Raw genomic sequence first — 5,950 nt, 5'->3', positions numbered from 1 at the left:
GGGCTCCCGGGCCCGCCCCCCGCGTGGGCGCGGCGGCAACGCACCCGCGGTAGCCGGCACCGGCCCCACGCCCCGGTTCTGTCACTTCCGGTGGTGTGTGGGGCGGGTCACCGCCCGGGCGTCACTTGTTCAGCCCGTTGTGGATGGCGGTGATCAGCTCGCCGTTCGCGGTGTCTCCGCTGATCTCCCAGAAGAAGGCTCCGCCGAGCTTCTGCTGCTTGGCGTAGTCCATCTTCCCCGCGATGGTGGCCGGGGTGTCGTAGCTCCACCACTCGTTGCCGCAGTGCGCGTACGCGGTGCCGGCTACGGTCCCGTTGGCCGGGCAGCGCTCCTTGAGGACCTTGTAGTCCTCGATGCCCGCCTCGTACTTGCCCGGCGCGGCGCCGGTGGCGGTGCCGCCGGGCTCCTTCTGGGTCACGCCGGTCCAGCCGCGGCCGTAGAAGCCGATGCCGAGCAGCAGCTTCTCGGCCGGGACACCCTTGGCCTTGAGCTTCTGGATCGCGGCGTCGGAGTTGAACCCCTGGTTCGGGATGCCGGGGTAGGCGGTCAGCGGCGAGTGCGGGGCGGTCGGCCCGGTCTTGTCCCAGGCGCCGAAGTAGTCGTACGTCATCACGTTGTACCAGTCGAGGTACTGCGCCGCGCCACCGTAGTCCGCGGAGTCGATCTTGCCGCCGCTGGAGGCGTCGGCGGTGATCGCGGCGGTCACGAGCTGGTTGCCGAACTCGGCGCGGAACGCCTGGGCCATGGTCCTCATCACGGCCGGGCCGCTGGTGTCACAGGTCAGGCCGCAGGCGTTGGGGTACTCCCAGTCCAGGTCGATGCCGTCGAACAGGCCCTGCCAGCGCGGGTCGTTGACCAGCTGGTCGCAGGACTTGGCGAACGCGGCCGGGTTCTTCATGGCGTCGGGGAAGCCGCCGGACCAGGTCCAGCCGCCGAAGGACCACAGGACCTTGATGTGGGGGTACATCTTCTTCAGCTTCAGCAGCTGGTTGAAGTTGCCGCGCAGCGGCTGGTCCCAGGTGTCGGCCTTGCCGTCGACGCTCTGCCCGGCGGTGTAGGCCTTGTCGGTCGCGGCGTAGGCGTCACCGATGGTGCACTTGCCGTTCTGGACGTTGCCGAAGGAGTAGTTGATGTGGGTCAGCTTCTCGGCGGAGCCGGAGGTGACGATGTCCTTCACGTGGTAGTTGCGGCCGTAGACGCCCCACTCGGTGAAGTAGCCGAGGTTGATGTGCTGCCCCGGAGGAGTGCCGCCACCGCCGCCGGTGGTCCTGACCGTGACGGAACCGCTGGCCGGTCCGGTCTGGTCCGCGGTGTCGCGCGCCACCACCGAGTAGGTGTAACTGGTGCCGGCCTTCAGACCGGAGTCGGTGTACGTGGTGCCGGTGACGGTGGCGACCTTGGTGCCGCCGCGCAGGACGTCGTAGTTCTTGACGCCCTTGTCGTCGCTCGCGGCACCCCAGTTCAGCTTGACCGAGGTGTCGGTGATGCCGCTCGCGGTGGGGGTGCCGGGTGCGCCGGGCGGGGCGTCGCCGGGAGTCCCGCCGCCCGAGCCGTCGCACGGGCGGCCGTTGACGGTGCAGTCGGAGGGGGAGCCGGTACCGGTGCCGTTGAAGCCGAAGCTGACGCTGGCCCCGGGGGACAGGGTGCCGTTCCAGCTCAGGTTCTTGGCGGTGTAGGTGTTGCCGGAGTTGGTGACGGCGGCGTCCCAGGCGGAGCCGACCCTGGTGCCGGTGGGGAAGTCCCACTTCAGCGTCCAGCCGCTGATGGTGGTGTCACCGGTGTTCTTGATCGTCCACTTGCCCTCGAAGCCGCTGCCCCAGTCGGAGGGCTTGGAGAAGGTGGCGGTCGCCTGTTCGGCGGCCTGGGCCGGGGAGGCCAGGGCGACCAGGGCGCCAAGCGGCATCAGCATCGCGGCCGCGGCCGCTACGGCTTTCCGTCTGATGCGGTGTGCGGTGGTGTTCGTTCTCAAGAGCGCTCCTCGCACAGGGCCCGGTGCCGGACCGGACCGTTGGGGGGTCTCCTGCGCCGCTCGTGAAGAGTGCCATGTGCATGGCATGGGCGTGCAGTTGACCTGGAGCGTAGATTGGTCTGGACCACCGGTCAATAGGTATGCACCTTTGGAGGGTTCACCTCCTGGTCACCCCCAACTCCCGCGCCGGTTCCGCGACCGGCACCCTGCTGCGCGGCTCAAGCTTCGCCGGCGGCCTGCTGACGTGCGTCTTCACCGTCGCCTCCGCCATCGACGACCGCGCGGCGGCCTCCGCCTCGGACAGCCCTTCGTCCAGGCACGCCGACACCTCGCGCCCGAGCCGGGCGCGCGAGCCGGGACGCCGGTCGCAGGGGCTGGTGACGGTGACGGCCGGCGCACCGTCGCCCCCGTCTTCGCGGGGCGGGGTCGGGACGACGGCGACCTCCCCGGGGGAGGCGTGCTCGAGCGCGTTCGCCAGAGCCTCCCGCACGATGCGGTGGGCCGCCGGTTCCACGGGCGCCGGCAAGGGGGCGCCGGCCCGCGGGGGCGGGGCCGCGTCAGCGGTTCTCGCCGGGGACCCAGAGGATGTCGCCCACCTCCTTGTTGGCGGACCTGGCGAGGATGAACAGCAGGTCCGACAACCGGTTGAGGTAGGTGGCCGTCAGAGGGTTCATGATCTCGCCGTGCTCCTCCAGCGCCGCCCACGTCGAGCGCTCGGCACGGCGGACGACCGTGCACGCCTGGTGGAGCAGGGCCGCACCCGGGGTGCCGCCCGGGAGGATGAAACTGCGCAGCTTCTCCAGATCGGCCAGGAAGCGGTCGCAGTCCGCCTCCAGTTTGTCGATGTAGCTCTGCCGCACCCGCAGCGGCGGGTACTCGGGGTCCTCCGCCACCGGCGTGGCCAGATCCGCACCCACGTCGAACAGGTCGTTCTGCACCCGGACCAGGACCTTGGTGATCCCCTCGGGCAGATCGCCGAGCGCGATGGCCACCCCGATCGCGGCGTTGGCCTCGTTGGCGTCGGCGTAGGCGGAGATGCGGGAGTCGGTCTTGGCGGTGCGGCTCATGTCGCCGAGGGCGGTGGTACCGTCGTCGCCGGTGCGCGTGTAGATGCGTGTCAGGTTGACCATGGACCGAGCCTAGTGCCGCGTCAGCCAGGGTTCACCCCGCTCGCCGCCCTGGCACGCACGCTCGCCGTGTTGGCCGAAAGCCCGGGTAGGACAACCACGTGCGGCTTCCGGCCGCCTGGCGATCGCACGCACCGGGGCGCCTCGCCACCGGGCAGACCCTGGCCGACGCGGCACTGGCCACGCCGGGGCTTCGCGGAGCGCAGGTGTGCCCACCGTCACGGGGCCCGCCGCGCGCCCGGCCCCCGCACCGTCCAACCGCGCGCGGCGGGCCGCCGAATGGCCCGCGCGAGTGTGATGTCCGCCATGTGAGACGTGACGCGCATCTCTTCCCCGCCCACCGCGCGCTCACGGGCGCTAGGGTCCGCCTGAGAGTCGCACCGCAAAGCCGCAGAGGGGACATACACGTGGCCAAGAAGCTCGCCGTCATCGGAGCCGGACTCATGGGGTCGGGCATCGCCCAGGTCTCCGCCCAGGCAGGCTGGGACGTGGTGCTGCGCGATGTCACCGACGAGGCGCTCACGCGCGGCACGGACGGGATCCGGGCCTCGTACGACAAGTTCGTCTCGAAGGGGAAGCTGAGCGCCCGGGACGCGGAGGCGGCGCTCGGCCGCATCACCGCCACCACCGACCTCGACGCCGCGTCCGACGCCGACATCGTGGTCGAGGCCGTCTTCGAGCGGATCGACGTCAAGCGGGAGATCTTCCGGGCGCTCGACGGCATGGTGAGGGAGGAGGCCGTACTCGCCTCCAACACCTCCGCCATCCCGATCACCAAGATCGCGGCGGTGACGGAGCGCCCCGAGCGGGTCGTGGGCACCCACTTCTTCTCGCCGGTGCCGATGATGCGGCTGTGCGAGCTGGTGCGCGGACACAAGACGAGCGACGAAACCCTGGCCGCGGCAAAGGAGTTCGCCGAGGACATCGGCAAGACCTGTATCGTCGTCAACCGGGATGTCGCGGGCTTCGTCACCACCCGGCTGATCTCCGCCCTGGTCGTCGAGGCCGCCAAGCTCCACGAGTCGGGCGTGGCGACCGCCGAGGACATCGACATCGCCTGCAAGCTGGGCTTCGGGCACGCCATGGGCCCACTGGCCACCGCGGACCTGACCGGCGTCGACATCCTGCTGCACGCCACGGAGAACATCTACACCGAGTCGCAGGACGAGAAGTTCGCCCCGCCGGAGGGGATGCGGCGGATGGTGGACGCCGGGGACATCGGCCGCAAGAGCGGCCAGGGTTTCTACCGCTACTGAACGAGCCCGTACGGCGCACACGAAGGCCACCCCTTCGGGTGAACTCGGCGCCGATTCGGGAATGGACGGCAACTCCGCCGCCGAACAGGCAGTCAGTTGTGGTGAGACATAAGCGGACAACAGCCACGGACGGACCACTTCTTTTCCGGGGGAGCGGATATGCACATCAGGGGCGACCACGCTGAACTGGTCGTCGGAGGCCGCCTCGACGTCCGCAACGCGGCGGACGCCCGTTCGGTCCTGCACACCGCGGTCGACTCCGGGGAGGGCGACCTCGTACTGGACCTCGCCGAGCTGGACTCGTGGGACGCGACCGGCCTCGGCGTGATCATGGGCGCGCACCGGCGGGCGGGCCGGTGCGGGCGCCGGCTCGTCCTGCGGGACGTGCCGCCGCAGATGCAGCGCCTGCTGGTGGCCACCCGTCTGCACCGCATCCTGGCCATCGAGGGAGGCGGGCTCGCCGAGGGCGGGGCCCTGACCAAGCCATAACTATTGGGTCAGAGGCCCCGTCCGGGCTTGCCCCCACTCCCGGGCCAGGCAATAGGGTTCTGGAACCCGCCGCCTACACTGCGCTGCGGACGGCCACCGGACCACGAGCGAAGGCCAGCGTACGGTCGGCCCTGGAGAGCTGAGCTTCGAGTACGCACCGCATCTGGGGGCACCACCATGGACCCGAACGACCGGGGATCCGAGGAACAGGACAGCGGGAGCACCACCCGCGCGATCCCGCTCATAGCGGGTGAGTACCTGCTGACCGTCAATCCCGTCGACGGCAGCGAGATCGAACCGTGCCCGCCCGGCGAGCACCCCGGCACGCCCCGCAGACGCACCCCGGAGTCCCGCGCCGAGCGGGAGCGCGCCGCCGTGGCCCCGCTCCCGACCGGAATCTCCCTGCCGGACCTGCCGCTGCTGGAGCGCACCGCGGAGCGAGAGCGCCTCCTCCAACTGCTCAGGCGCGGACGCTCGGTCCGGCTCGCCGGGGCGCCCGGCTCCGGACGCAGTTCCCTGCTGGCCGCCGTCGCCACCGAGTGCGCCGACCTCGCCCCGGACGGCGTCATCCGCCTCAGCGGCTGCCGGCGCACGGCCGCGGACGTGCTGTACGAGCTGTTCGCCGCCGTCCACGACGCACCCCGCCACCGCCCCGACCGCGCCGAGCTGGAGGAGGCGGTGCGCGGTGTCGGCGCGGTCGTCCTGCTGGACGACGCCGAGTTCGGCGGCCAGGCGCTCGACTCCCTCCTCGACGCCACCCCCGAGTGCGCCTTCCTGATCACGGCCGCGCCCGGCGCCCCCGCGCCCTCGGCCGACGCCCCCCTGGAGGAGGTCGCCCTCTCGGGCATCAGCCGCGCGGCCTGCCGGGAGCTGATGGAGCACATCGTCCGCCGTCCGCTGACCGAGGACGAGGCCGGCTGGGTCGGGGACCTGTGGTTCGAGTCCGAGGGACTGCCGCTGCGCTTCGTCCAGGCCGGCGCGCTGCTGCGGCAGCGCGACGCGGAGGCGGCGGGAGCCCCGGCCGGCGGGGACGCCGGGAGCGCCGAGGACACCGGAAGCGCCGGGGGGAGCGGCCGGGCCGGCGTACCGCTGCCGACGCTCGCCGAGGG

Annotated in this window: 5 protein-coding genes and 1 pseudogene; 3 read left to right on the top strand and 3 right to left on the bottom strand. The window is 71.5% G+C overall.

What is annotated here, in order from left to right:
* Positions 1–121: 121 nt before the first annotated feature.
* The 3 genes and pseudogenes from AC2CJA_RS23095 to AC2CJA_RS23085 all read right to left on the bottom strand — a co-directional run bounded on the left by AC2CJA_RS23095 (position 122) and on the right by AC2CJA_RS23085 (position 3,099).
* Positions 122–1,909: a glycosyl hydrolase family 18 protein gene (locus AC2CJA_RS23095; protein ID WP_484604608.1), complete on the bottom strand. Its 1,788-nt coding sequence runs from the start codon at positions 1,907–1,909 to the stop codon at positions 122–124.
* A 217-nt stretch (positions 1,910–2,126) separates the two neighbouring features.
* Positions 2,127–2,312 (bottom strand): annotated as a pseudogene (locus tag AC2CJA_RS23090) (helix-turn-helix domain-containing protein); the annotation flags it as partial.
* Positions 2,313–2,526: 214 nt separating this feature from the next.
* The gene (locus AC2CJA_RS23085; RefSeq protein ID WP_484604607.1) at positions 2,527–3,099 is read right to left on the bottom strand and encodes a cob(I)yrinic acid a,c-diamide adenosyltransferase; all 573 of its coding nucleotides are present in this window, start codon (positions 3,097–3,099) and stop codon (positions 2,527–2,529) included.
* Positions 3,100–3,503: 404 nt separating this feature from the next.
* Here AC2CJA_RS23085 and AC2CJA_RS23080 point away from each other — a divergent pair, with 404 nt between their 5' ends.
* The 3 genes from AC2CJA_RS23080 to AC2CJA_RS23070 all read left to right on the top strand — a co-directional run.
* The gene (locus AC2CJA_RS23080; RefSeq protein ID WP_484604606.1) at positions 3,504–4,352 is read left to right on the top strand and encodes a 3-hydroxyacyl-CoA dehydrogenase family protein; all 849 of its coding nucleotides are present in this window, start codon (positions 3,504–3,506) and stop codon (positions 4,350–4,352) included.
* Between the two features lie 159 nt (positions 4,353–4,511).
* Positions 4,512–4,841, top strand: coding sequence for an STAS domain-containing protein (locus tag AC2CJA_RS23075; protein ID WP_484604605.1), 330 nt, complete (start codon positions 4,512–4,514; stop codon positions 4,839–4,841).
* A gap of 177 nt (positions 4,842–5,018) precedes the next feature.
* A partial coding sequence (locus AC2CJA_RS23070) for a P-loop NTPase family protein (RefSeq protein WP_484604604.1) occupies positions 5,019–5,950 on the top strand: 932 nt, incomplete at its 3' end.

Source organism: Streptomyces sp. ATLC9 (assembly GCF_057196705.1).
This window is presented reverse-complemented; position numbering and strand designations above follow the sequence as displayed.